At 62.8% G+C, this 24,489-nt stretch carries 24 protein-coding genes; 17 read left to right on the forward strand and 7 right to left on the reverse strand.

What is annotated here, in order from left to right:
• Positions 1 to 60 precede the first annotated feature (60 nt).
• Positions 61 to 948 carry a DMT family transporter gene (locus KHO30_RS33530; protein ID WP_093638346.1) on the forward strand — a complete coding sequence of 296 codons (888 nt, stop codon included), beginning with the start codon at positions 61 to 63 and terminating at the stop codon, positions 946 to 948.
• A gap of 116 nt (positions 949 to 1,064) precedes the next feature.
• Complete coding sequence (gene sapR / locus KHO30_RS33535; protein WP_200653745.1) at positions 1,065 to 1,970, forward strand: sap1 transcriptional regulator SapR; 906 nt, start codon at positions 1,065 to 1,067, stop codon at positions 1,968 to 1,970.
• 69 nt (positions 1,971 to 2,039) lie between these two features.
• Here the strand turns inward: sapR and KHO30_RS33540 are convergent, their stop codons facing one another.
• Genes KHO30_RS33540 through KHO30_RS33555 form a run of 4 tightly spaced genes read right to left on the reverse strand, consistent with a single transcriptional unit; the run spans position 2,040 to position 6,730 of the window.
• Entirely contained in the window at positions 2,040 to 2,780 is a 741-nt protein-coding gene (locus KHO30_RS33540; protein WP_211703486.1) for an ABC transporter ATP-binding protein, read from the reverse strand.
• 18 nt (positions 2,781 to 2,798) lie between these two features.
• Complete coding sequence (locus KHO30_RS33545; protein ID WP_093638339.1) at positions 2,799 to 3,641, reverse strand: ABC transporter ATP-binding protein; 843 nt, start codon at positions 3,639 to 3,641, stop codon at positions 2,799 to 2,801.
• A 10-nt stretch (positions 3,642 to 3,651) separates the two neighbouring features.
• A complete protein-coding gene (locus KHO30_RS33550) occupies positions 3,652 to 5,475 on the reverse strand; it encodes an ABC transporter permease (protein ID WP_211703487.1) in 1,824 nt (607 codons plus the stop codon).
• A gap of 58 nt (positions 5,476 to 5,533) precedes the next feature.
• Positions 5,534 to 6,730 carry an ABC transporter substrate-binding protein gene (locus KHO30_RS33555; protein WP_211703488.1) on the reverse strand — a complete coding sequence of 399 codons (1,197 nt, stop codon included), beginning with the start codon at positions 6,728 to 6,730 and terminating at the stop codon, positions 5,534 to 5,536.
• 350 nt (positions 6,731 to 7,080) lie between these two features.
• Here KHO30_RS33555 and KHO30_RS33560 point away from each other — a divergent pair, with 350 nt between their 5' ends.
• The 12 genes from KHO30_RS33560 to KHO30_RS33615 all read left to right on the forward strand — a co-directional run bounded on the left by KHO30_RS33560 (position 7,081) and on the right by KHO30_RS33615 (position 18,733).
• Positions 7,081 to 8,067, forward strand: a complete 987-nt coding sequence (locus tag KHO30_RS33560; protein WP_211703489.1) for a LysR family transcriptional regulator — start codon at positions 7,081 to 7,083, stop codon at positions 8,065 to 8,067.
• Positions 8,064 to 9,554, forward strand: coding sequence for an NAD(P)-binding domain-containing protein (locus KHO30_RS33565; protein WP_211703490.1), 1,491 nt, complete (start codon positions 8,064 to 8,066; stop codon positions 9,552 to 9,554). Before KHO30_RS33560 ends, KHO30_RS33565 begins: the two co-directional genes overlap by 4 nt.
• A gap of 15 nt (positions 9,555 to 9,569) precedes the next feature.
• Positions 9,570 to 10,112: a CMD domain protein gene (locus tag KHO30_RS33570; protein WP_211703491.1), complete on the forward strand. Its 543-nt coding sequence runs from the start codon at positions 9,570 to 9,572 to the stop codon at positions 10,110 to 10,112.
• A complete protein-coding gene (locus KHO30_RS33575; RefSeq protein ID WP_093638319.1) occupies positions 10,109 to 10,720 on the forward strand; it encodes a peroxidase-related enzyme in 612 nt (203 codons plus the stop codon). Before KHO30_RS33570 ends, KHO30_RS33575 begins: the two co-directional genes overlap by 4 nt.
• 55 nt (positions 10,721 to 10,775) lie before the next feature.
• Positions 10,776 to 11,069 carry a hypothetical protein gene (locus tag KHO30_RS33580; RefSeq protein ID WP_211703492.1) on the forward strand — a complete coding sequence of 98 codons (294 nt, stop codon included), beginning with the start codon at positions 10,776 to 10,778 and terminating at the stop codon, positions 11,067 to 11,069.
• A 224-nt stretch (positions 11,070 to 11,293) separates the two neighbouring features.
• On the forward strand, positions 11,294 to 11,884 hold the full coding sequence (locus tag KHO30_RS33585; RefSeq protein ID WP_211703493.1) for a GNAT family N-acetyltransferase: 591 nt from the start codon (positions 11,294 to 11,296) through the stop codon (positions 11,882 to 11,884).
• Positions 11,885 to 11,917: 33 nt separating this feature from the next.
• Positions 11,918 to 12,760, forward strand: coding sequence for a MerR family transcriptional regulator (locus KHO30_RS33590; RefSeq protein WP_234487987.1), 843 nt, complete (start codon positions 11,918 to 11,920; stop codon positions 12,758 to 12,760).
• A 210-nt stretch (positions 12,761 to 12,970) separates the two neighbouring features.
• Positions 12,971 to 13,972, forward strand: coding sequence for a sulfonate ABC transporter substrate-binding protein (locus KHO30_RS33595; RefSeq protein WP_093638815.1), 1,002 nt, complete (start codon positions 12,971 to 12,973; stop codon positions 13,970 to 13,972).
• Positions 13,973 to 14,219: 247 nt separating this feature from the next.
• Positions 14,220 to 15,824, forward strand: a complete 1,605-nt coding sequence (locus KHO30_RS33600) for a flavin-containing monooxygenase (protein WP_211703494.1) — start codon at positions 14,220 to 14,222, stop codon at positions 15,822 to 15,824.
• A 48-nt stretch (positions 15,825 to 15,872) separates the two neighbouring features.
• Positions 15,873 to 16,781 carry an SDR family NAD(P)-dependent oxidoreductase gene (locus tag KHO30_RS33605; RefSeq protein WP_211703495.1) on the forward strand — a complete coding sequence of 303 codons (909 nt, stop codon included), beginning with the start codon at positions 15,873 to 15,875 and terminating at the stop codon, positions 16,779 to 16,781.
• Between the two features lie 78 nt (positions 16,782 to 16,859).
• Positions 16,860 to 17,741 carry a metal-dependent hydrolase gene (locus KHO30_RS33610; protein ID WP_200619772.1) on the forward strand — a complete coding sequence of 294 codons (882 nt, stop codon included), beginning with the start codon at positions 16,860 to 16,862 and terminating at the stop codon, positions 17,739 to 17,741.
• A complete protein-coding gene (locus KHO30_RS33615) occupies positions 17,738 to 18,733 on the forward strand; it encodes an alpha/beta fold hydrolase (RefSeq protein WP_211703496.1) in 996 nt (331 codons plus the stop codon). Before KHO30_RS33610 ends, KHO30_RS33615 begins: the two co-directional genes overlap by 4 nt.
• Here the strand turns inward: KHO30_RS33615 and KHO30_RS33620 are convergent.
• Positions 18,708 to 19,262, reverse strand: coding sequence for a putative glycolipid-binding domain-containing protein (locus KHO30_RS33620; RefSeq protein WP_093638299.1), 555 nt, complete (start codon positions 19,260 to 19,262; stop codon positions 18,708 to 18,710). The genes KHO30_RS33615 and KHO30_RS33620 overlap by 26 nt on opposite strands.
• A 261-nt stretch (positions 19,263 to 19,523) precedes the next feature.
• Between KHO30_RS33620 and KHO30_RS33625 the strand changes: the two genes are divergently transcribed.
• From KHO30_RS33625 to KHO30_RS39615, 3 genes are all read left to right on the forward strand, one after another.
• Entirely contained in the window at positions 19,524 to 20,468 is a 945-nt protein-coding gene (locus KHO30_RS33625; RefSeq protein ID WP_093638296.1) for an urea transporter, read from the forward strand.
• Between the two features lie 131 nt (positions 20,469 to 20,599).
• Positions 20,600 to 21,376 (forward strand): class II aldolase/adducin family protein, encoded by a 777-nt coding sequence (locus KHO30_RS33630; RefSeq protein WP_093638293.1) that lies wholly within the window; start codon positions 20,600 to 20,602, stop codon positions 21,374 to 21,376.
• On the forward strand, positions 21,258 to 21,605 hold the full coding sequence (locus KHO30_RS39615; RefSeq protein ID WP_200619777.1) for a 4-oxalocrotonate tautomerase: 348 nt from the start codon (positions 21,258 to 21,260) through the stop codon (positions 21,603 to 21,605). Before KHO30_RS33630 ends, KHO30_RS39615 begins: the two co-directional genes overlap by 119 nt.
• Positions 21,606 to 21,860: 255 nt before the next feature.
• On the opposite strand, the gene KHO30_RS33640 is transcribed toward KHO30_RS39615, so the two are convergent.
• Both KHO30_RS33640 and KHO30_RS33645 read right to left on the reverse strand, forming a co-directional pair.
• Positions 21,861 to 23,060, reverse strand: coding sequence for a porin (locus KHO30_RS33640; RefSeq protein ID WP_211703497.1), 1,200 nt, complete (start codon positions 23,058 to 23,060; stop codon positions 21,861 to 21,863).
• Between the two features lie 73 nt (positions 23,061 to 23,133).
• Positions 23,134 to 24,486, reverse strand: a complete 1,353-nt coding sequence (locus tag KHO30_RS33645; RefSeq protein WP_054040217.1) for a TRAP transporter large permease — start codon at positions 24,484 to 24,486, stop codon at positions 23,134 to 23,136.
• Between the last annotated feature and the right edge of the window lie 3 nt (positions 24,487 to 24,489).

A 24,489-nucleotide genomic window follows, 5' to 3' on the forward strand; every position in this document is an offset into this window, starting at 1 on the left:
CCTTTGCAGCGCGAAAGCGGATGCTGTAGGTTCCATTTTCAATGCGCATGGACTCTTTCGATGGACAAGACAACGAACGGCTGGGTGAGCGGCATGGTGGGCGTGTTGATTTTCAGCGGCTCGCTACCCGCCACCCGCATCGCCGTACAAGGCTTCGATCCGGTGTTTCTGACGATGGCCCGCGCGACCATCGCGGGCACGTTGGGTCTGTTGCTTCTGCTCGTGTTTCGCGAGGCTCGGCCCGCGAAGCGCGACCTCGTCCCGCTGGTGATCGTCGCGCTCGGCGTGGTGGTGGGCTTTCCGCTCCTGACCGCCCTCGCGCTGCGCCACGTGAGCGCCGCGCACGCCGTGGTGTTCGTCGGGCTGCTCCCGCTATCCACCGCGATCTTCGGCGTGCTGCGCGGCGGCGAGCGCCCGCAGCCGGCGTTCTGGCTGTTCTCGGCGCTCGGCAGCGGCGCGGTGGTCGCGTTCGCCTTGCGCCACGGCCTTAACGCGTCGCCACTCGGCGATGCGCTGATGCTCGCGGCGATCGTCGTCTGCGGGCTTGGCTATGCCGAAGGCGCGCGGCTGTCGCGCCATCTCGGCGGCTGGCAGGTGATTTCGTGGGCGCTGGTGCTGTCACTGCCGGTGATGCTGCCGCTCGCCTGGTGGGCGCGGCCTGCATCGTTTGAAGGGGTGAGCCATGCGGCGCTGTGGGGACTCGCGTACGTGTCGCTCTTCAGCATGCTGATCGGCTTCGTGTTCTGGTATCGCGGACTGGCGCTCGGCGGCATCGCGGGGGTCGGGCAACTGCAATTGCTGCAGCCGTTCTTCGGCCTGCTGCTCGCCGGTTTGCTGCTGCACGAACAGGTGCCGCTCGCGATGGTCCTGGTGACCGTCGTGGTGGTCGCGTGTGTGGCAGGCGCGCGGCACTTCTCGCGGAGCGCGCCCGTGCGGCCGGCCGTCTGACCGGCGTCTCGCCCGCGTGTGCGTGCGTTCCCTGATTTTGGGACCGCGCGGGGTCGACTGTCGGATGAATATGTCATCATCTCGATAATCGATCCACCACTCGCGCCGCGACTACGATGCCGACCGCATTTGCACAAACCGTCGAAGCCCGCTTTGCCGAACTCACGCCCACCTCCAAGCGCGTCGCCAGTTACATGCTGGCGAATCTCGACCGGCTCGGCCTCGAAAACGCCGACCAGATTGCCCAGCAAGCCGGCACCAGCGGCATCTCCGTGGGCCGGTTCTTGCGCAGCATCGGCTACCAGAACCTGGATGATCTGAAGCGCGAGCTGCGCGGCGCGCAGGAGCGTCCGTGGCTAATCACCGACCGGCTCGACGCATTTCGCCGCACCTCCGGCCAACATGACGAAGCCACACCGGCCGCAAGCGGGCCTGATATTGCCAACCCCGCCCCCAACCCTGCTCTCGCCCACTCGCTCGAACTCGAAATCGGCGCGATCCAGCATGTCTACCAGCTTGCGCAATCGCCGGTGTTTGCCCGCGTGGCCGAACGCATTTCGAACGCTGACGCCGTGTATATCCTCGGTATTCAGTCCACGCGCGGCATCAGCAACGCGTTCTACAGCTACCTGGAGTACATCCGTCCACGCGTGTTCTATTCGGACGGCATGTCGGGCTCCTATGTCGATTCGCTGAACTCCGAGTTCAAGTCACCGTATCTGATCGTCACCGATACGCGCGCCTATTCGATGATCGCGCGCCGCTATTGCGAGGCGGCCACGCGCCGTGGGCTACCCTTTGCGCTCGTCACCGATATTTACTGTCCGTGGGCGCGCGAATTCGATGGTGATCTTTTGCAGGTGAAGACCGATGTCGGTCAGTTCTGGGACTCGCTGGCGCCGCTCACGTGCCTGTTCAATCTGCTGATTTCGGCGATTGTCGAACGGCTCGGCCCGGGCATCGACGAGCGCGTGGCACGCAACCGCGAACTGCAAAGCGAATTCGACCAGTTCGACCTTTGAGGCCGCGTTTGCGGAAAGCCACGTGATTGACGATCGGCTTACCGGCGGCCTCCGCGCTTCGCAATCGGATCAGGACGCGGTCGTCGCCGCGGCTTCCCCACCGAGATACGCATCACGTATCCGCTCATCACCGAGCAGGGACTCCGCCGTGCCTTCGAGCACGACACGGCCGGTCTGCAACACGTAGCCGTAATGCGCGATTTCCAGCGCGAGGCTGGCGTTCTGCTCGACCATGAAGAACGTCACGCCTTGTTGGTTGATCGTGTCGATCAGCTCAAGCACCTTATCGACGTAGAGCGGCGACAAACCCATCGTGGGTTCGTCCATGCAGATCAGTTTCGGCCGGCTCATCAGCGCGCGCGCCATGGCCAGCATCTGCTGTTCGCCACCCGAGAGCGTGCCCGCCTTTTGCGCCAGGCGCTCTTTCACGCGCGGGAACAGGTCCAGCACGCGCTCGTAATCTTCGTCGATGGCAACACGGTCGCGCCGTGTGTATGCGCCCATCAGCAGATTCTCACGCACCGTCATGTCGCCGAACAGCCGCCGCGCCTCGGGTACGGACCCAACACCGCGCCGTACGATCTGCGGCGTACTGAGTCCTGTGATCGCCTCACCTTCGAACGTGATGCTGCCGGAGCGCGGCTTGTGCAGACCGAGAATCAGCTTCATGGTGGTCGATTTGCCGCTCGCGTTGCCGCCGAGCAAACTCACGATCTGCCCGCGCCGCACTTGAAAATTGACGTCGAAATGCACCTGCACGGGACCGTAAAACGTCTCGATGTGTTCGAGTTTCAGTAGAGCGTCGCTCATCGTCGATGTTCCAGAAGTTCAGGCCGCGACGCGCACAGCCGCCGCGCCGCCGACATTGCGATGCCCCAGATACGCCTCGATCACACGCGGATCGTTGCGCACGTCGCGCGGCAAGCCTTCAGCAATTTTGCCGCCGTTGTCGAGCACGATCACGCGATCCGATAGCCGCATCACCATGTCGAGCTTGTGTTCGATCAGCAGAATGGTCAGCCCGCGCGCTTTCAGTTGCTGGATCAGCACCAGCATTTCGGCGGTTTCGGACTCGTTCATGCCGGCCGTCGGCTCGTCGAGCAGCAGGATGCGCGGATGCAAGGCAAGCGCACGGGCGATCTCGACGCGTCGGCGGTTCGCATACGACAGGCTGTGCGCCGGATGATCGATACGCGGCGCGAGGCGCTCGCCAAACCCGGCGATGATCTCGCGCACTTCGTCGCGTAACGCCGCGTCTTCACGCCGGATCGAAGCAGGCCCGATCAGCGCACGCGCGACTTCGGCGATGGCGCCGACAATCGGCCAACCCGTGCGGGTAGCGCGCAAACGTGCATGCGCGCCGATCAAGACGTTGTCGAGCACGCTCAGATTGCCGAACACGCGGCCATGTTGAAACGTGCGCGCAAGTCCGAGCGCGGCGAGCTTTTCCGGCCGCACGCCGGTGATGTCACGGCCGTCGAATTGCACGCTGCCCGCGTCTGGCGTATCGAGCCCGGTGATCAGATTGAACAGCGTCGACTTGCCCGCGCCGTTCGGCCCGATCACGCTGACGAGTTCGCCTTCCGCAATCGAAAGATCGACGCCGTTCACCGCGGTCAATCCACCGAAGCGCCGTGTCACGCCGCGCACGTCGAGAAGAGTCTGTGTCATGTGCGCTCCGTCATACCGTTCCCAGCAAACCCTGCGGCCTGAACCGCACCAGCAGCAGCAACACCAGGCCGTAGATCAACATCCGATAGTCTGCCGCCCAGCGGAAAATCTCCGGCAGGCCGATCAGCGCGACCGCGCCGACAATGCCGCCCAGCACGTTACCGAGGCCACCGAGAATCACCATCGTCAAGGCGAGGATGGACACTTGCGAGTCGAAAGTCTGGTTGTTGATGTAGCTATACAGATGCGCCGCAATCCCGCCGCTGATGCCGGCCGCCAGCCCGCCAAACGCAAACGCGATCGCCTTGTAGCGGTTCGGGCGAATGCCGTGTGAGCGCGCGGCGACCTCGTCTTCGCGAATAGCGCGAAGCGTGCGGCCCAGATGCGAGCCCAACAGCCGCGTTTGCAAGAGCGCCAGCACGATCAGCACGCCGAGCGCGAACCAGTAAATCGCGCGAGCGCTATCGGGCGTCCAGCCGAACGCCGACAACGGCGCAATGCCCGCGATGCCGAGCGGGCCACGCGTCAAACTATCCCAGTTGAGGATCACGAGACTCACCACTTCGCCGATGCCGAGCGTCGCAATCGACACGTAGTGACCGCGCAAACGGAACGCCGGATAAACCAGCAGCGTACCGAGCGCGGCGGTAATCAGTCCGGCGCAGAAGATCGTCACGACCGGTGACCAGCCGAGATTCGTCGACAATAACGCGGACGCATACGCACCGATCACCAGCAACGCTGCATGACCGAGCGAAATCTGCCCAACCGTACCCGCTACCAGCGTCAGACTCAACGCCAACATTCCGTACAGCCAGGCATTGGTGAGCGTTTGCAGGAGATAGGACGAACTGGCCACGAACGGCAGCGCAACCGCAGCCAGTGCCAACGCAATCACCACGGCACGCGGCACTTTCACCGCTTTGCCCGCCGACAGGAACGTGCCCGTCATCGGCTCGGGCGGCAAACGGCGGCTGCCGCTAAAGAGTCCATTGGGACGCCACACCAGAAACAGCAACAGCAAAACGAACGCGAACAGATCGCGGTAACTGGTGCCGAAGATCGCCACGCCATAACTCTCGACCAGACCCAGCAGCAGACTGCCGACAATCGCGCCCGGCACGTTGCCCAGACCGCCGATCAGCAACGCCACCACGCCTTTGAGCGTTGCCTGGAAACCCATCGCCGGATCGATGCTGTTGTAGTACATGCCGACCAGCAAGCCGCTCACACCGCCGAGCGCGCACGCAATCGCAAACACCGCCTGATTGACGCCGTTGACGTTGACGCCCATCTGCTGCGCCGCGTCCCGGTCCTGCGCAGTGGCGCGTACGGCCCAACCGAGACGCGTGAAACGCAGGAACACATAGAGCACGGCAGCCGCCGTCACGCCGATGCCGGCGATCAGCAGATCCAGCGAACCGATCGTCGCGCCGCCGAGGCGAAAGTGCCAATCGGGCAGCGTGCTCGGCACCGGCCGCGGATCGGCGCCGAACAGCAGCTGCGCGCATTGATCGAGCACGAAGCTGATACCGATCGTCGCGAGTAGCGGCGCGATGCGTGCCGCGCCCTGCAGCGGCCGCAAGCCGATGCGCTCGATCGCGATGCCCAGCAGCCCGCAGCCGACCACCACCGCCAGCAAGGCCAGCGGCAACGGCAAACCGAGCCGCGTCAGGCACAGCCAGCCGATGAAGCTGCCGATCATGTACACCGAGCCGTGCGCAAAGTTGATCAGATGCGACACGCCAAAAATCAGCGCGAGGCCAACCGCCAGCAATGCATAGATATTGCCGACGATCAGTCCGTTGATCGTGTAGTCGAGCCATGAAGCCATAGCATTCAGATCCGGTGAGAAGCAGACACGTGAGCGTTGCTTGTGCGTTGCCCAGGCGTTATTTGGAAGCGATCTGCGGCTTAGCACCGTCCCATTGCGTGAACTGATTGTCCTTGACGACCAGGTACACGCTGCGCGCACCGGCCACACGGCGCGTCTGCGGATCGAACTGCACCTTGCCGAAGATCAGGCTCGGCACGTCCTTGATCTGCTTCAGGCCGTCATGCACTGCCTGACGGGTCACGCCGTAGCGGCGCATGACTTCCGCCGAAACGATCATCGCGTCGTAAGCGCGCGCGGCGAAGGTATCGGGCTCGCCGCTGTACTTCGTGCGATAACGCTGCACGAAGTCCTGCACTTCAGGCCGCTTGTCGCCGGGGAAGAAATTCGATTCGGTGAATACGCCGTTCACGGCCTCGCCGCCGAGTTCAAGAAACTTCGGCGAATAGACCGAACCCACTGCCGCGATCGGTTGCGTCAAACCCGACGAACGCGCCTGGCGCACGATTTGCGCTCCATCCGCGTAGTACGAGATCAGCACGAGCGAATCGGGCTTCGCTTCGTTCACGCGCACCAGCGTCGCGCGGAAATCCTTTTCGGTCGGCTGATAGCCCTCCGCCGCGACAACCTGTGCGCCATCCTGCGTGGCCGCTTTCGCGAAAATGTCCTTGCTGGTGCGGCCCCAGTCGGTATTCAGATAGAGCACGGCGATACGCTTGAAGCCGAGCTCTTTCGTCGCGTAGTGCGCGAGCAGCGGTTGCTCTTCGGCTTGACTCAGTGCAGTGCTCCACATGTAGTCGCCACCCTTGGTGAAGTCGGGGTGCGAATTGGTGAAGCCGAATTGCACGAGTTGTGCCCGCTGATAAATCGGCGAAGCAGCCATCGAGGTCGTGCTAGACAGGTCACCCAGCTCCAGCAGAATGCGCGGATCGCCGACGAACTTCTGCGCGATCGACACGGCCTGGCGCGGGTCGCCACGGCTGTCCTCGAAGTCATAGGCAAGCGGGCGGCCCTTGATGCCGCCCTGGCTGTTGATCTGCTCCAGCGCGAGATCGAAGCCGCGCTTCCACTGCGTGCCGTATTGCGCGTCCTGTCCGGTCAGCGGTCCGCTCACGCCGATGAGATACGGCTCGCCCGTTGCGGCGCCGGCGTAGGCCGGCGAGGTTGCTGCGATGCCCACTACTGCTGCGAGCACCGGCAGCGTTTTCAGCCAGCGTGACCAGTCGGTCCGCGACGATTTGGATTCGTGTTTCATGTTTGCCCCGCCTGTCAGCTTCAAAGTGGGGCCATGTAACCACGGTGAATTCCGGCGAACCAACGAAGTTTTGGGAATATGGTTATCACGTTGGGGAGGATGCCTCCGCTCGCTCGCGGCAACGCAACGAACCCGTGTTCACGTTCATGCGCAGGCACGCCAAGGTATCTCGTTGACGTAATTGACTTTTCTTTCTTCCGACACGCGCCATACGAAACAGAATTCGCGGCGCCACGCCCTCGTCCGCGAATCCGCTTCGCATTTTTTCGGCTGTCGATATCGGAATTCATTATATAAATCCCGCATTCAGACGACCCTACAATGCGCAGACCGAATTGCCAGGGCGAGTCATGGAGCTGCATCAACTCGAAGCATTTTCGGCGGTTATGTCCGCCGGCAGCATCACCGGTGCGGGACGTTTGCTCGAACGCTCGCAGCCGGCCGTCACGCGTCAGATTCAGGAGCTCGAGGCGGATCTCGGCTATGCGCTGTTCAATCGCAACGGTCCGCGTGTGACGCCGACGCATCGCGCATTTCTGCTTTACGAAGAAGTCGAGCGTTCGCTGATCGGGCTGAAGACCATCGAGCAACGGGCACGCGCCATCGGCCTCGACGAAGCGGAACCATTGCGCGTGGCGGCCACGCCCGCGCTGGCGGCGTCGATCGTGCCGCCCGCCATCGCTTCGCTGCCGCCGCTCGGCCATGCCCCGCAATTCCAGTTACGCAGTTTGTCGGCGGAACACGTCGTGCATGAAGTGCTGACACGTACTGCGGATATCGGTCTGGTGACGCTGCCGATTGGGCATGCGGGACTCGACATCCACTGGATCGCCGAAGCACCCTGCGTGGCGCTCGTGCAGAGCGGCGATCCGCTCGCCACGCAGCCGAGTATTGCGCTTCGTGATCTGGCGGACCGGCGCATCGTCACCGTGGCGAACCGCTTTCGGTTGCGGCATCGGATCGACGCCGCGTTCGCGGCCGCGCGTATTTCCGCCGACGTGTTTCTCGAAACCAATGCCTCGCTAAACGCAGTGATGGCCGCTCGCGCGGGCGCCGGTGTCGCGATCGTGGATCCAGCCACCGGACTCGGTCTGTCTATCGAAGGTGTAACGGCGCGGCCGCTCGACTGCGCGATTCCGTTCTTCTTCGGCGTCGTGACGCCCGCAGGCAAACCACGCCGCGCGGCCGTCGACGCATTGCTGCGAGCCATCGAGCACGCGACCCGTGAGCTGCTGGAAGGCGTGGTGCTACATCCCGCCCAGCAACACGATGCACTGCTACAGCGCGAAACCCGCGTCTCCCGTGCCCGCACCAAATACCCGGAACACACAGCATGAATCGCCTTGCCGCACTCGAAGCCCGCTTGCGTGAAGATCTGCGCTGGCTGGAATTACCCGCACCCTCGTGGGTCCCGCCGCGTTTCGCCAATGCTGAACGCGTGCTCGATGTCGCCGTGATCGGCGGCGGCATGGCGGGGCTCGCCGCGGCGGCGGAACTGCGCTGGCTCGGCATCGACAATCTGCAGGTGTTCGACCGCGCGCCATCAGGACGCGAAGGTCCATGGGTATCGTTCGCGCGAATGGAAACGCTGCGCTCGCCCAAGCAACTCACGGGGCCCGCCCTGCGCATGCCGGCCCTCACGTTTCGCGCGTGGTACGAAGCGCAATTCGACAGCGCTGCGTGGGATGCGCTCTACAAGATTCCGCGAACGCAGTGGATGGACTATTTGCGCTGGTATCGCGAGGTGCTCGATCTTCCGGTGCAAAACGACACCACGTTGACCTCGCTACGTCCTCGCGACGATGGCCTGCTTGAACTCGATCTCGCTGTTGCGAGCGGGCAGCGCACGGTGCTCGCGCGGCATGTCGTGCTCGCCACCGGACGCGACGGTTTGGGCGGTCCGTCGGTACCTGCTATCGCCAATACGGTTGCACGCCGCTACTGGGCGCACTCCGCAGATGCAATCGATTTCGCCGCATTGACCGGCAAGCGTGTCGGTGTCGTCGGCGCGGGTGCATCAGCCTTCGACAATGCCGCGACCGCGCTCGAAACGGGTGCGGCCAGCGTCGATCTGTTCATCCGTCGTGACGATATTCCGCGCGTGAACAAGCTGACGGGCATCGGCAGTCCGGGGCTCGTGCACGGTTTCGCCGATCTCGACGACGCGTCCAAATGGCGTTTCCTGCATTACGCACAGAGTGAGCAAACACCGCCGCCAAGAGACAGCGTGCTGCGGGTTTCACGGCATGAAGGCGCTCGCTTTCGTGTCGGCAGCCCAATTGTTGCACTCGATGAACGCGACGGCGCGCTCGCGGTAACAACGCCGAAAGGCCACTACGTAGTCGACTTTCTGATCTTCGCGACCGGTTTTCATTCGGATATCGCCACGCGTGCCGAATTCGCGCCGTTCGCTCGCTTTGTGCGGCGCTGGAAAGACCGCTATCAAGCGGACCCGGCGTTGCCTTCGTACGAACTAGCCGAGTCGCCGGATCTCGGCGCCGCGTTCGCGTTTCAGGAGCGCGAGCCCGGCACGTGTGCCGCGTTGACGCAGATCCATTGCTTCAATCATGCCGCGAGCCTCAGCCACGGCAAGCTCTCCGGCGACATCCCCGCGATCAGCGATGGCGCACAGCGTCTGGCGCGTGGCATCGCAAGCCGCCTGTTCGACGCGGATCGCGAGCGGCACTACCAGGCGCTGCTCGCCTTCGACACGGCTGAGCTGCGCGGGGACGAATGGACCGATGCGGATGCATCGTCCGACACTTCGCGCGCTCGCCTTCAAGCAGAGAACGCAGCTGAAAACACCGCTGAAAACACCGATTAACCCGCCGGAGCAGACATGACCGACCTCGCTTCACCGACTCAAGCCGCAACGCCCTCTGGCGCTGACACCATCGACACCCTCGCTGGTCTGCAAGCCGGCAGCCCGCTCGCCGCGATCCGCCACGCGCGCGACAAAGTCGCGCTGCACACGCAACGCGGCGAAGATGCGTTGTTCGATCCGGCGCTGACCGACCTCTCACTGCAGGAGCGTTTGTTTGCCGCGTGGTATACGGCACGCCTCTCGCTGGCCAACGACCTCGCCGATACCTACACGGCAAAGCTCATCGCCATCGGCGCACGCCCGACCACATTCGACGCAATCGAAGCAGGCACGCTCGACTCCGCCACCGACGCTCGCCTGATCGCGATCCTCTCGCACGTCAAACTGCTGACGATCAAGCCAGTCGAAGCACGCCCCGAGCATCTGCAAACGCTGCAGCAGGCCGGCATCACGACACGCGGCATCGTCGCGTTGTCGCAATTGATTGCGTTCGTCACTTATCAATTACGCGTGGTAGCGGGCCTGAAGGCATTGCGCGCCGCCCAGGAGGCAGCATGAGTCAGGTGAACACCAGTGCATCGCCGGTTGATCCATTCAACGGCTTCACCTTCGATACGCTCGGCTGGCGCGCATGGCTCGACACGGTCAGCCTCGCCGGCGCCACACTAGAGCAGATCGCCGTGCTCGAAGAGAGCCACCCGCACGCCAAGACCTCCGACTACTATCTGCTGCTGGTCCAACAGGCGGAAATTCTGCGGCAGCGCTCCGGGGTCTTCAACGCGATCATGTATGCGCCAGGCGGCCTGCCGCGCGCCGAGCGCGAACTCGCCAGCACCGTGGTGTCGCGCGTGAACGGCTGCGTGTATTGCGCTTCGGTGCATGCGCAACGATTCGGCCAGCTCGCGAAGCGGACCGACGCGATCGAACAGGTTTTTGAAGACCCGTCGAGCGCGGGCACGACGGAGCGCGAGCGCGCGATCATCCAGTACGCGATCGAACTGACCGACCACCCTGAAAACGTTGACGCCGCCGCCATCAAGCGGCTAGAAGCCAACGGCCTGACGCAGGCGGAGATTCTCGACCTGACTCACGCTATCGCGATCTTCGCGTGGGCCAACCGGCTGATGCTCACGCTTGGAGAACCCGTGTTTCCGCAAGCCGAATAGGTCACCGGTCGCATTGCGGTATCCTCACGGGCTCGTTCAGAAGGAGGATGCATTCATGAAGTTTTCGATTTGCGTGGCGGTTGCCGCCCTGACGCTGTCCGCCACCGCGTACGCGCAAACCTCGCAAACCTTTCGCTTCGGCGAAGGCCAGAGCTCGCTGCCGTCCGGCAACGCCCATCCGGCGCCCGCGCCCGCGCCCGGCGCCCAGGCCCAACAGCCGCAACCGGTGCAGGCCCAGCCACAACCGCAACCGGCGGAACAGGCTCCGGCCAAGCCGAAGCACAAGGCAAAGCATCACCGGCATCATCGCGGGCATGTGACGCAGCCGGATACTTACTCGCATAACTGATCGGCGAAACGCATGCCACGTGCATGCGTCTTCACGACGAAAATCCGTAGCGCCCGGCGCAGCCGCATGGCCGGGCGCTGCGCGCCATCCCTCGATCACGCCGCTCACCTATGCATACGCGGATACTGCCTATAGGTCGCGGCGATTTTTGATTCGCTTCAAATTCTTGCCCGCGGCGGGCATAGTGAAACGTATCCTCAGACTCACCGCCGACAGGACCACGTATGAGCACCACCCGCCCCGCCCCCTCCACGCCTCATTCAGCCGACTCCACTGCCTCCGCGCCCTTGATCCGCGATGCCACCGAAGCCGATCTGCCCGCAATCCAGGCGATCTACGCGCACCATGTACTGACCGGCGTCGCTTCATTCGAAGAGATCCCGCCTTCCGTCGACGACCTGCGCACGCGGCTCGCGTCGGTACGCAGTCACGGGCTGCCGTACATGGTGGCCGAGATCGACGGCGAAGTCGCCGGCTACTGTTACGCAACGCCGTACCGGCCGCGCCCCGCCTATCGCAACACGATCGAAGATTCGATCTATGTGAGCGACGCCTATCGCGGACGCGGCCTGGGGCGCGTGCTTTTGCAGGCACTGATCGAGCGCTGCGAAACCGGACCGTGGCGGCAAATGGTCGCCGTGATCGCTGACGGCGGCAGCGGCGGTTCGCTGTCTCTGCATAAGCAGTTGGGCTTCGAATTGACCGGCACGTTGAAGGCGGTCGGCTTCAAGCACGGCCGGTGGCTCGACACCACGCTAATGCAGCGAACGTTGGGCGTGGGCGATTCGACCGTGCCGGATGACGTGGCGCGTTAAAATCCCCTCATGCCCAAAACGCCGCCCCCCATTTTGCCCTCGTCCGACGCCCCGAGCGTCCCGGCAAGCGCCACGCCGCGCAACGAATACACGGTCGACGAACTCGCGCGCGTGAGCGACACCACCGTGCGCAACGTGCGCGCCTATCAGGATCGCGGCCTGCTCGAGCCGCCGGAAAAGCGCGGCCGCGTCGGCGTGTATGACGACACGCATGTCTCGCGTCTGAAGCTGATCAACCATCTGCTCACGCGCGGCTACACGCTCGCGAACATCCAGGATCTGATCATGGCCGTCGACGAAGGCCATGATCTACGCTCGATCCTCGGCCTCGAAACCGCGATCGGCAGCCGCTGGTCGCGCGAACGGCCAAAAAAATACTCGCTGATCGAACTGCTGCAAATGTTCGGCGACAAAGCCTCGCCGAGCGCTCTCGGCAAAGCGGTCGATCTGGGTTTGCTGGAGCGCGACGGCCTCTCCTTCGTGTCCGGCAGCCCAACGGCGCTGGCCGCCGGCGCAACCATGGCCAAGGAAGGCATTCCGCTCGCCGACCTGCTCGACGCAGTGGGTATCGCGAGGCCCCATTTCAATGCGGTCGCCAAGGCGCTGGTCGATCTGGTGGTCCGTCAACTGGATCGCTATGACGCCGACGCCCTGCCGCCGCCCGCCGATGTGCCCGCCCTGGTCGACGCGATCTGGCGTGTGCGGCCACTGGCGATGGTGCTGGTGGAAAGCGAAATGAACCGTGCACTGGAAGAAGCCTCCGGCGATTATCTCGGCGACCGTGTCGCGGCGATCATGGAAAAGAAGCTGGGTCACGCGCCCGAAGGCACGGCAGCCGAGCGCGCCGCGGCAAAGAAAGATAAACCGAGGAAATAGCGTTGCACGCGGCCATTTGCTTTGATTTGCTTTGGCTAGCTGTGCTGTTCGCCTGCGCGGCGAGCGCCTTCCCCTTCCGCGCGCAAGCAGGCGCTTTCATACCCCGGCTGTTCGCGCGCGCGTCATATTCAAATCTGCATTGCTTCGTTTGATCGGCGGGACGTCCATGCGACGATCTTCGACTAATCGAACGCAATGGAGATTCGCAGCATGTCCCGTCATACCCGTATTTCGCTACATGTCGCCGCTGCGTTGCTGGCGGCGCTCACCACATTCAACGCGACCGCGCAGAGCACCAGTAATGGCAACGGCAGCGAGCCGGCCAACGTGCTGCGTATCGGCTACCAAAAGTCGGGCTTACTCGCGATCCTCAAGGCGCAAGGCTCGCTCGACGAAAAGCTCAAGCCGCTCGGCTACAGCATCAAGTGGTTCGAATTTCCGGCCGGCCCGCAACTGCTCGAAGCGCTAAACGCGAACAGCGTCGACTTTGGCTATACCGGCGCGCCGCCGCCCGTGTTCGCGCAGGCCGGTGGCGTGCGCTTCGTGTATGTCGGCGCGGAGCCGTCAGGGCGTCATGCCGAAGCGATTCTGGTCCGAAGCGATTCCGCGCTGCATAGCGTGGCGGAATTGAAAGGCAAGCGCGTCGCGCTGCAGAAGGGTTCCAGCGCGAACTATCTGCTGCTCGAAGCGCTGAAAAAAGCCGGCCTGCGTTACGAAGACGTTCGCCCGGTGTATCTGGCGCCCGCCGATGCGCGCGCCGCCTTCGAAAGCGGCACCGTCGATGCATGGGCGATCTGGGACCCTTACTACGCGGCCGCACAACAGACGCTGAAGGCTCGTACGCTGGTCGATTATGCCGAGCTCAATAGCCCCAATAATTTCTACGAGGCGACGCGCGACTTCGCGCAGCAGCATCCGGATGTGATCGGTGCGATTCTTGGACAGTTGCGCACCACCGGCCTATGGGTGAATGACCATCCGGTGGAAACTGCTGCGCTGATCGCGCCGAAGGTCGGCCTCGATCAGAAGCTGGTCGAAACCTGGGTGCGCCGTTATCCGTACGGCACCACCGCCGTGACCGACGAGATCGTGCGCTCACAGCAGGTTGTCGCGGATGCGTTTTACGGCGCGCATCTGATTCCGCAAAAAATCACGGTGAAGGACAACGTCTGGCAGAACCGCGACGTGACTGCAGCGCTGGCCGCGAAGTGAAGCGGCAGCGGGGTGGCGCGCTGCCGGGCTGTACGCCTTGCGCATAGGCACTGTAGCTAGGAATAGCGGACCCGCGGGTCCGCTTTTTTACGCCTGATGTCCTTATCTTTATTTCACATTGCGGGAAAACCTGCGGCCGGTCTTAGAGACAAGGGTCTAACAGCCGACTTGCGTCATCCGTTGACAGTCTCTATTGTTACATCAATCAATGTAACAGTTAAGAGCCAACAACAAGGAGACGGATCGGATGAACGCACGCATGATGCCCCCCGACGACGCGGCGCCCAACGCATCCGCGCCCGTCGATACCGATATCGCCATCATTGGTTCCGGCTTTGCCGGCCTCGGCATGGCGATCCGGCTGCGGCAAGCCGGCATGACCGATTTCATCATCGCCGAGAAGGCCGAGTCGGTTGGCGGCACCTGGCGCGACAACCACTACCCCGGTTGTGCCTGCGACGTGCAATCCCACGTCTATTCGTTCTCCTTCGCCCCGAATCCGCGCTGGACCCGCATGTTCGCGCGCCAGCCGGAAATTCGCGCCTATCTGGAAGAATGCACGCAACGCTTCGGCATCCAGCGTCATCTGCGCTTCGGCCACGAACTGGCCTCCGCGATCTACGACGAAACCCGCCACCGCTGGCAACTGACGTTCGCGAACGGCCAGCAATGGTCGGCGCGCGTGCTGATTTCGGGGATGGGCGGACTGTCACGCGCGGCCCTGCCGAACATTCCCGGCATCGAGAAATTCAAGGGTAAGGCGTTCCACTCGCAGCACTGGGACCACACGTATCCGCTCGAAGGCAAACGCGTCGCGGTGATCGGCACCGGTGCGAGCGCGATCCAGTTCGTGCCGCAGATCGCGCCGCGCGTCTCGCATCTGAATCTGTTCCAGCGCACGCCGCCGTGGATCATGCCCAAGGCCGACCGCGCGGTGAAACCGTTCGAACAGTGGCTGTTCAAGCATCTGCCGTTCACGCAGAAGATCATGCGTTCGGCGCTCTACTGCATGCTCGAATCGCGCGCCTTCGGTTTTGCGATTCATCCTTCGCTGATGAAGACCGCACAGAAAGTCGCGGAGCGGCATCTGCGCCGCCAGGTGCCCGATCCGCAACTGCGCGCCACGCTCACGCCGAACTACACGATGGGCTGCAAGCGCATCCTGATCTCGAACGACTACTTCCCGGCGCTGTCGCGTCAGAACGTGTCGGTGACGACTACCGGCATCGCTCGCGTCGAAGAAGATGCGGTGATCACGACCGACGGCGCGCGTCATCCGGCCGATTGCCTGATCTTCGGCACCGGCTTTCAGGTGGCCGACCCATTTCCGGCGGGCGTGGTGCGCGGCCGTGGTGGCGTCGATATCGTCGATACGTGGCGCGATGGCGCGCATGCGTATCTCGGTACGACACTGCCTGGTTATCCGAACTTCTTCATGATCGTCGGCCCGAACACCGGCCTCGGTCACAACTCGATGGTGTTCATGATCGAGTCGCAGGTCGAATACGTGCTGCGCGCGCTCAAGACGATGAACGCGGAACGCGCCGATGCGATCGAAGTGCGCCCGCATGTCGAGCGCGCCTACAACGAACAGATCCAGCAGAAACTCGGCCGCGCAATCTGGTCGACGGGCGGCTGCAAGAGTTGGTATCTCGATCCGAAGACCGGCAAGAACACCACGTTGTGGCCAGGATTCGCCTACAAATTCCGCCAGGCGACCAGCACCTTCAGCATGGACGATTACCTCGCGTATTCGCCCGCGGTGCAGCCGGTAGGCGGCCATGTGGGCTCACAGCAGCAACCCGTGCATGCACATGGCAACGCAGCCGCGACATCCGCCGAAGCAACCTGAAAAAACATAACGACAAGGCACCGTTCAGAGAGGACAGGAGATAAGCCAATGAAGAACTTCACCGACAGAGTGGCCGCGATCACCGGCGCAGGCTCAGGCATGGGCCGTTCGCTCGCGATCCGGCTGGCGCGCGAAGGCTGCCACCTTGCGCTCGCCGATCGCAATGCCGCGAGCCTCGCCGAAACCGCGCAGTTCGCACAAGCCGCCGCGCCGCATATCGTCGGCTCGCCGCTGCGTATCACTACGCGTGTGCTCGACGTGTCGGACCGCGCTGCGATGTTCGAATGGGCCGCTGAAACGGCCGCGCAGCATCAGCGCGTGAACCTCGTGTTCAACAACGCGGGCGTGGCATTGTCGAGCACCATCGAAGGCATGGAGTATGCCGACCTAGAGTGGATCGTCAACATCAATTTCTGGGGCGTGGTGCACGGCACGAAGGCGTTTCTGCCTTATATCAAGGCGTCGGGCGAAGGACACATCGTCAATACGTCGAGCGTGTTCGGCCTGTTTTCGCAGCCCGGCATGAGCGGCTACAACGCAACCAAGTTCGCTGTGCGCGGTTTTACCGAAGCATTGCGCCAGGAACTCGATCTGATGAAGTGCGGCGTATCGGCCACCTGCGTGCACCCGGGCGGCATTCGCACGAGCATCGCGCAGTCGAGCCGGATCTCGTCCAACATGGTCGGCTTCATGCTGGAAAACGAACAGCAAGGCAAGGACGATTTCGAGAAGTTTTTCATCACCACCGCCGACGAAGCCGCACGCGTGATTCTCGAAGGCGTGCGCAAGAACAAGCGGCGCGTGCTGATCGGCCGCGATGCGCGCGCCGCCGACTGGCTGGCGCGTACGTTGCCGGCCGCTTATCAGGCGCTGGTCGTGATGCAAACGCGCCGCATGAAACGCATTGCGGAAAAGCGCGCACGCCGCGCCGCGCAAGTGGACGGCCGACGTGCGTGATGCACCGCCTGACGGCGTGCAGCGCGCAATGCAATCCACACGATCAACAGGACATAAAGGAAAACAGGGAGAATGGCCATGATGCCGGTTCGCCGCGACCTCCGCTTCAACTTACCGCCCGAGCGCGCCTCGGATTGGCACGTGCAGGGCTCGCATGTGACACACTTCTTCAACGCGCTTTCGCTGCTCTTCCCTGCCGGCGAGCGTTTCTTCATGGACAGCGTGCGCAACTACCGCGACCAGATCGACGACCCGGTGCTGAAAAAGCAGGTGCTCGGCTTCATCGGCCAGGAAGCGATGCATACGCGCGAGCACATCGAATACAACGATCTGTTGCAAGAAGCGGGTTTGCCCGCGCATAAGCTCGACAAGCGGCTGTGGGCGATTCTCAACTTCGGCCGCAAGATCCTGCCGCATTCGTATCAACTCGCGGTCACGGTCTGCCTCGAGCATTACACGGCGATGCTGGCGGGCCTGCTGCTGGAGGACGCATCGCGAATCGGCGGTTCGGTCGAAGGCTATACGCAGATGTGGACGTGGCATGCGCTCGAAGAAACCGAACACAAGTCGGTTTCGTACGACGTGTGGAATACGGTGCTGAAGCCCGGCCTCGGACGCTATCTGCTGCGCACTGGCACGATGCTCGCCACGACGCTGACCTTCTGGCTGATCGTGTTCGACTTCCACGTGCGTCTGCTAATCGCCGATCGCAAACGCGGCGGCCATATCCGCGGCATGTGGCGCGTCGTGAAGTATCTGTACGGCCCGCGTCATGGCGTGTTTCCGCGTATTGCCGGCGAATGGCTGAGCTTCTTCCGGCCGGGCTTCCATCCGTGGGATCACGACAATCGCGCGCAACTATCACGCATTGACGGGCTCATCGCCGCGGTCGACGCCACCAACGCGGCCACGCCCAGCGCACGCAAGGCCGCACGACGCGGCGTGCAGGCGGCCGCGTGATACGCGACACGCTGTCGGTCCAGGCCGGCGACGTGCGTCTCGCGGTCTACGTGAGTGGACCGCGAGACGCACCGCCGATCGTGCTGGTGCACGGTTATCCGGATTCGGCGGCGGTGTGGGAACCGGTGCGCGCGCAACTCGACGCGCGCTACCGCGTCATCAGCTATGACGTGCGCGGCGCAGGGGCATCTGACGCACCCGGGTCACGCGCGGCTTACCGGCTCGAACGGTTGGCCGCCGATCTCGCGGCCGTCGCCGATGCAACGTGCGGCGCGCGACCGTTTCACCTGGTCGGCCACGACTGGGGTTCCATTCAAAGTTGGGAAGCGGTCACTGATCCGGCCTTCAAAGGCCGCATTGCGTCGTACACATCGATCTCAGGGCCGTGCCTGGATCATGCGTCTTTCGGCTTACGCGGCGTTAGCGCTGGTGATGATGCTGGTGCTGGTGCTGGTGCCGATCGTGCGGAACAGTCCAATGCGCATCAGACAGCCAAGCGCCCGTTCGGCAGCGGCCTTCGGCAAACACTCAAATCCTGGTACATCTTCTTCTTTCACCTGCCGTTGCTGCCGGAGCTGGTATGGCGCGCGGGCGGCGCACGCACGTGGCCGTTATGGCTGCGCCTGACCGAACGGGTACGCCCTGAACGCGATCCTGCGCAGATGCGTAACGCGATCAACGGTCTGAATCTTTATCGCGCCAATTTCATCGACAAGTTGCTGCACCCGCGTGCGCGCCATGCGCATGCGCCAGTGCAATTCATCGTGCCGCTGCGCGATCGCTACGTCGGGCCCGAGCTCTCCATTGGACTCGAAGGCTGGCTCGGTCCGTATAGCCGCACCGAAATCGATGCCGGGCATTGGGTCGTATTGCGCGAACCCGAGCGTATCGCGGCAGGCATCGAGCGCTTTGTCGAGCAGCACCGGGCACTGCAAGCAGACAACGGCGGCCCCGGCGCCTCGTCGGTCACCGGTCGCGCGGCAGGCGTGTGAACAGCGTCGGATAGTCGATCACGAGGCCGTCTTCATCCACCGTCAGGTCCGCGGTGAAATTGCGGAAGATGCCCTCATAGCGATATACGCGATTCAATTCGATGCACGAATACGCCTGCCCGGCACGCGTGACCTCTAAATCCGGCGTCGAAATATAAGCCACGGAAATCGGCTGACGTTCGCCTTCGGCCAGTTGCAAACGGCGGATCGGCAACGTGTTCGTATAGGGCGTGGCGGCGATATCGATATCGATGCAGCCTTCAATCGCGCTCAGCACGAGGCCATGCCCGTCGTGCCAATGGCCGGCGCCGTCGCCGTGCAATTCCAGCTCAGCGCCGCCGACGATCTTCAGCCACGCATACGTGGTGCGCCATTGCGCATCGCAGCGCACCTTATAGTGCAGGCCATATTCCTTGCCGTAGCGCTGCCCGACCAGGACGCTTTCCACCGCAAAGCCGTCCGCGCGCGCGTCGAACACCAGATGTTCGAAGCCGTCGCCTTCTTCCGATGCCCACCTTAGTTCACGCATCAGCCTGTCTCCTTGTGGAACGGCGCGGCAAACGCGCCGGGTTTCTATCGTAGCGCGAAAATTTTCGGTTCGCCGACGCATCGTTTTCCGGCTTTCGGCTCTATCGTGCGCATGTGTCGCAAATAGCCACTATCAACGGCGGCGATGCCCGGCGCGGCGCCAGTAGCCTATGCTCGCGGTTTATTTTCAACCTGACCCGCTGCGCGTGCCTCACCGGCACGCGGCAAAGTCGCGCCGCATCGAATCCGCCGCCCTCAAACCATGCACGCCGCCGCAACCGAAGCACACTCCGCCGCCTTGCGCACCCTGCTGCGCAGTTTTGGCCAGATCGTGCTGCAACCGAACGCCTTCACCGGCGCGTGCCTGCTGGGCGCGTGGCTGCTATACGATCCACGTCTCGCTTGCGCGGCGCTGATCGGCGCGATCGCGGCCAACGTGAGCGCGGTGCTAGCCGGCTATCGCGAGGACGACACGCGCGCCGGCCTGCATGGCTTCAATGGCGCGCTGGCCGGTCTCGCCGCGTTCAGCTTCATCGCCGACAACGCGACGGCCGCCGCCGTGGCCATCCTGGCTGCGACAGGCACGGCATGGCTGCTGGAACCGTGGTCGCGCTGGTTGCGCGCGCGTGGTCTCGGCTATTTCTCGAGCCCCTGTTTGATCGTCACGTGGCTTTGGCTGCCGCTGGTGACACGTGTCGCTCAACAAGCAAGCCTCGCCACCGAACCCACGCTCAGCGCGGTGCAATTGAGCAGCGGCTTACTCGCTGGATTCGCGCAAACCGGCTTTGCGTCCGGCGCGTTGGCAGGCGTGCTCATATGGATCGGCATTGCGGCTGCGTCAAGACGGCACGCGTTGTGGGCGCTGGTCGGCGCGGGCCTCGCGAGCGTCATGCACCTGCTGCTCGGCGCGAGTGCAAGCTCGTTCGACGCAGGCCTGTTAGGATTCAACGGCGCGCTGACCGCGATCGCACTGACCGATTGCGGCATCGCGATGGCGCTCGGCGGTGTTGTGCTTTCGGTCGTGCTGCAGATGGCGGCTGCTTACTATGTGTTGCCGGCCATGACCGCGCCGTTCGTACTCTCGACGTGGAGCATGCGGTGGCTCACTGGCCGTTTTACGCAAGGTACGGCAGTGGCCGGAGCGGCGAAGCGTGTCGACTCCGGAAGGCGTGTCGCGTCGTCAGCATCGTTCAGGCGCCCGGGTTAGCACTGCGGGTTTGGGTTGAAGATTTGGGCCAAGGGCTTAAGCCTCAGGTTTGAGTGCAGATCCTGGCCGCGGGTTTAACCCACGGACCCAAGTCGCAACCACAGCTCATCAAGCAATCTCAGGAGACAGACATGTCGTTCACCCACACGCCCACTGGCCGTGTCGCCGAGGCGGAGCCAAGATCCGAAGCGGAACAGCAGACCCGCGTCGACCTGGCGGCCGCCTATCGCCTCGCAGCGCTCAACAGCTGGGACGATCTGGTCTACACGCATATCTCAGCCAGCGTTCCCGGCGAACCCGGTCACTTCCTGATCAACCCGTTCGGCCTCGCATTCGACGAAGTGTGCGCGTCGAACCTGGTGAAGATCGATATCGAAGGCAACATCGTCGGCGCGAGCGAGCATCCAGTCAACGCCACCGGCTTCGCGCTGCACGCCGCCGTACACGCGGCACGTGCCGATGCTTTCTGCGTGATGCATTTGCACAATACGGCAGGCGTGGCGGTTTCCGCACAACCGGCCGGCTTGCTGCCGGCGTCGCAACATGCGCTGCGTTTCTACGGCCACCTCGCGTATCACGATTACGAAGGCCTCGCCTTTACGCCGACCGAAGGCGAACGCCTCGTCGCGCATCTCGCCAACAAACCGGCCATGCTGTTGCGCAATCACGGCACGCTGACCGCCGGCCGCACCGTCGCCGAAGCCTATGTATTGATGGCGACGCTGATCAAGGCCTGTGAAATCCAGTTGCAGGCGCAAGCATGCGGCAGCGAACTTGTCGTGCCGGGCGATGCCGTCGCAGCACGCACAGCCGATCAACTGTACGACGGCGGTGCGATTGAAGGCGCGGTGGAATGGCCTGCGTTGCTACGCAAGCTCGATAGGCTCGATCGCACATACCGCGATTGAATTCACTTCTCAACATCACTCATCACGGAGTCATGCAATGCCCACGTTTCGTATCGAACTCTTCGAAGGCCGCTCGCTGGAACAAAAACGCCAGTTCGTCGAAGCCATTACCAAAGCGACTTGCGAATCGCTCGGCGTCGAACCGAACTCGGTGGACATTATCCTGACCGACGTCAAACGCGAAAACTGGGCAACGGGTGGGCGTTTGTGGTCCGAACCGGACGCTTGATTGTCCGTATTGACCATCCAACGTCTTAATCCTGTCCGATTGTCACAACAGATTCGCGGCCTGTGAGCTGAAAAGCCGCCACTGGGTCTGTCCGTGGACAGTAGCGCGACACGGGGCGCTTCGCGACTGAACCGAAGTCCGTGCGCCATAGAAAATGCTGCGCGCGTTGCGCGCGCAGCAGGTACTTCTGGGTGACGCGTATCTGAAACGCGTCGGCGTGGCAGTGTCGACAGACGCCGCCACGCCACCCGGCAATTAGAACCGGTGGATGATGCCTACGCCCGCAGCAAACTGGCTGCGTGACGAGGACGGCGCGCTGTTCTGGCCGTCGCCGATATCGGCCGTCGCGTTGATGATGCTCGTGCCGTTCGTTCCGATCGTCTGACCGCCCGCACGCTGATAGGCTTCCAGCGCGTACAGACCGGTGCGCTTGGAGAGGCTGTAGTACTGCGAGAGGTTGAACTGCTGATAGCGTGCCGAGCTCGAGATGCCATTCGACTGCGTTGCGCGCGTATAGCTATAGCCGGCAGCCAGATCCAGCACCGTCAACGGCTTGAAGTGCAGCACTGCGCCAGCGGTGTTGAAAATCGCCTCGTTGTGGAACTTCGAGTTGATGCCCGGGATGTATTGCACGTTCGAGTACGAGAACGAGACGTCCCATTGCGCGCTGAACGCATAACCGCCCGTCACCGCAACGCGCTGCTGCGCCTGCGCCGTCTGGTAGCCGTTATTGATGCCCGACACACCCGCCTGCGCGCCCGCATTCGACGTCGTGGAGTTAGCGTCCCACGCACCGCCGCCAGACGCCGCGTTATTGATGCGCTGGTAGCCTGCCGCGATCCCGAACGGACCATTCAGGTACTGGATTGCCGCGCTATACGTCGAACCGGCATTGGTGCTGCCCGCCACGCCACCCAGCGCATACGAACCGCTCACCGTCACGCCGTACATACTCGGCGACGTGTACACCAGCGAGTTATTCACGCGATACACCGTATCCAGCGAGTCGATATCGCCCGGGTGTGCGCCGTATGCGCCCGTCAGCCATGTGGTCGGGCTATACGGCGACAGCAGCGTGTAGTACGACGTGTATTGACGGCCGGCCGTGAACGAGCCGTAGGTGGCATTGGCCACGCCGACATACGCCTGCCGGTTGAACGCCAGACCGGTAACGGCCTGTGCGCCGGTTGCACTGTTAAAGCCTTCTTCCAACTGGAAAATCGCCTTCGTGCCGCCGCCCAGATCCTCGGAGCCCTTCAGGCCAAAGCGGCTGCCGGCCCAGATGCCGTTCAGCATCTTGATCACCGAGCGGCCACCACTCGTCGAACCGAGCGACGTCTGGCTGCTCTGATAACCGATCCCCGTATCGACGATCCCGTACAGCGTCACGCTGCTCTGAGCGTGCGCGCCGAGGGCGACCAACCCAAGGGCCGAGGTTGCTATTACCTTTTTCATTTCTGCTCCTCTTTAAAAAACTTATTTGTCGTATCTGGCAGTGCCACACCGGCGCTGACTCTTAATCAAGCATTCAAAACACCGGGTGACCATTGATCAGGCTAGGCAACCACGTCGAAAACATCGGTACGTACGTCACAATGTTGATCGCGCTGAAGATAGCCAGGTAATAAGGCCACGCCACCTTGGTGGTTTCACCTATCGACACATTGCCGATCGCGCAGCCGATGAACTGCACCGAACCAATCGGCGGATGCACGAGACCCAATGCGCAGTTCAGCAAAATCATGATGCCGAACTGAACAGGGCCGACGCCGGCATGCATCGCCATCGGCAAGAACAAGGGCGTGGTGATCAGGATGTGCGCGGCCATATCGACGAACGTACCGAGGAAGATCTGGATGATGTTGATGTAAAGCAGCATCAACCAGGGCAGGCTCGTTGCCCCGTCGAGCATGTGTTCGATGGCGTCGGGAATCTCCAGATAGGCCATCTGGTAGCGCAGCATGTTCGACACGCCGATCAGCAGCAACACCACGCCCGTGGTTTTAGCGGCCTTGGAGAGCGCATGAAAGAGCTTCTTCATCGTCATCGTGCGATAGATGACGATCGTCAGCACGAGCGAATAAGCCACTGCGATAGCGGCGGCTTCCGTCGCTGTAGCAATACCCTTGGCCACGCAGAACAGAATGATCGCGATCACCATCAAGCCGGGCAATGCGCCGAGGAACGTGCGGGCCACCGCGAACCAGCCGGGAAAGCGCTGCAATTCGGTCGAGCCGTCAGGACGGCGCGGATAGCCGAACTTGACCGCTTGCCAGTACGCGGCGATGAGCACGAAACCCATCACCCAAAGCACCGGCAACAGACCAGAAAACAACAGATCGCCGATCGACACACCACTCATCTGGTGACCGTTCAACGTCCCGGTGATGCCTTGGGCCGCGAACGCATAGATGATCATGTTCGTCGACGTAGGCATCAGCGCGCCCGCCAGCGACGAATGGGTCGTCACGTTGACCGCATAGGCCGCGCTGTAGCCTTCGCGCTTCATCAGCGGAATGACGACGCCGCCCATGGCCGACGTGTCTGCCGTCGGCGAACCGGACACACCGCCGAACAGCGTGCACGCGACCACGTTAGCCATGCCGAGCCCACCGCGGAAATGGCCCACCGTGGCCTGCGCAAAGCGCAGGATGCGGTCGGCGATACCACCGTGCAACATCAACTCGCCGGAGAAAATGAAGAACGGGACCGCGAGAAACGAAAACGCGTTCATTCCCGAAATCATCGACTGCATGGCGGTAGCCGCCGGCAAGCCTTCATACAGATAGGTCAGGACGCACGAGAGTCCCAACGCGAACGAAACAGGAACCCCGAATACGAGGAAGACGAGGAAACTAACTGAGAGGATGGCAAGTTCCATGAT

It is taken from the genome of Paraburkholderia aspalathi (genome assembly GCF_905220735.1).
In the GTDB taxonomy this organism is placed as follows: domain Bacteria; phylum Pseudomonadota; class Gammaproteobacteria; order Burkholderiales; family Burkholderiaceae; genus Paraburkholderia; species Paraburkholderia aspalathi.